Genomic DNA, 393 nt, shown 5'->3' with positions numbered 1-393 from the left:
CGTAGTCTTCGAGGTCCGGTTGCGCGCTGCTTTTGGCGTCGCTTTCCAGCTCGATTTTCGGTTTGACGAAGTCGTAATCGCGACGCGTGGTGCGGCTGGTGCGCGTGGCCAAACGCAGGCCGAAGCGCTTGACCACCGGTTTGTCGGCGACCAGTCCGGAGTCCTGCTGATAGGCCACCGGCGCCAATTTCGGGAACACCGTCTGGTCATCACCGAATGTCAGCTTGTGGCCGCTGGACGTGTGCTGGAAGTGGTAGTGAATGCCCTCCTCTTCACACAAGCGCTGGATGAAATCCAGGTCCGATTCGTCGTACTGCACGCAGTAAATGCGCTCGGGGTAAATCGCGCTGAGCTGGAAGTGGTAATCGCTGGCGAGGATGCCGTGTTCTTCCA

At 59.3% G+C, this 393-nt stretch carries 1 protein-coding gene; it reads right to left on the bottom strand.

The features are described from left to right. Positions 1-393 (bottom strand): contractile injection system protein, VgrG/Pvc8 family (locus tag ACW9IR_RS29695; RefSeq protein WP_457466177.1); only part of this gene is annotated, 393 nt, incomplete at both ends.

Source organism: Pseudomonas sp. SDT291_1_S447 (assembly GCF_054070155.1).
This window is presented reverse-complemented; position numbering and strand designations above follow the sequence as displayed.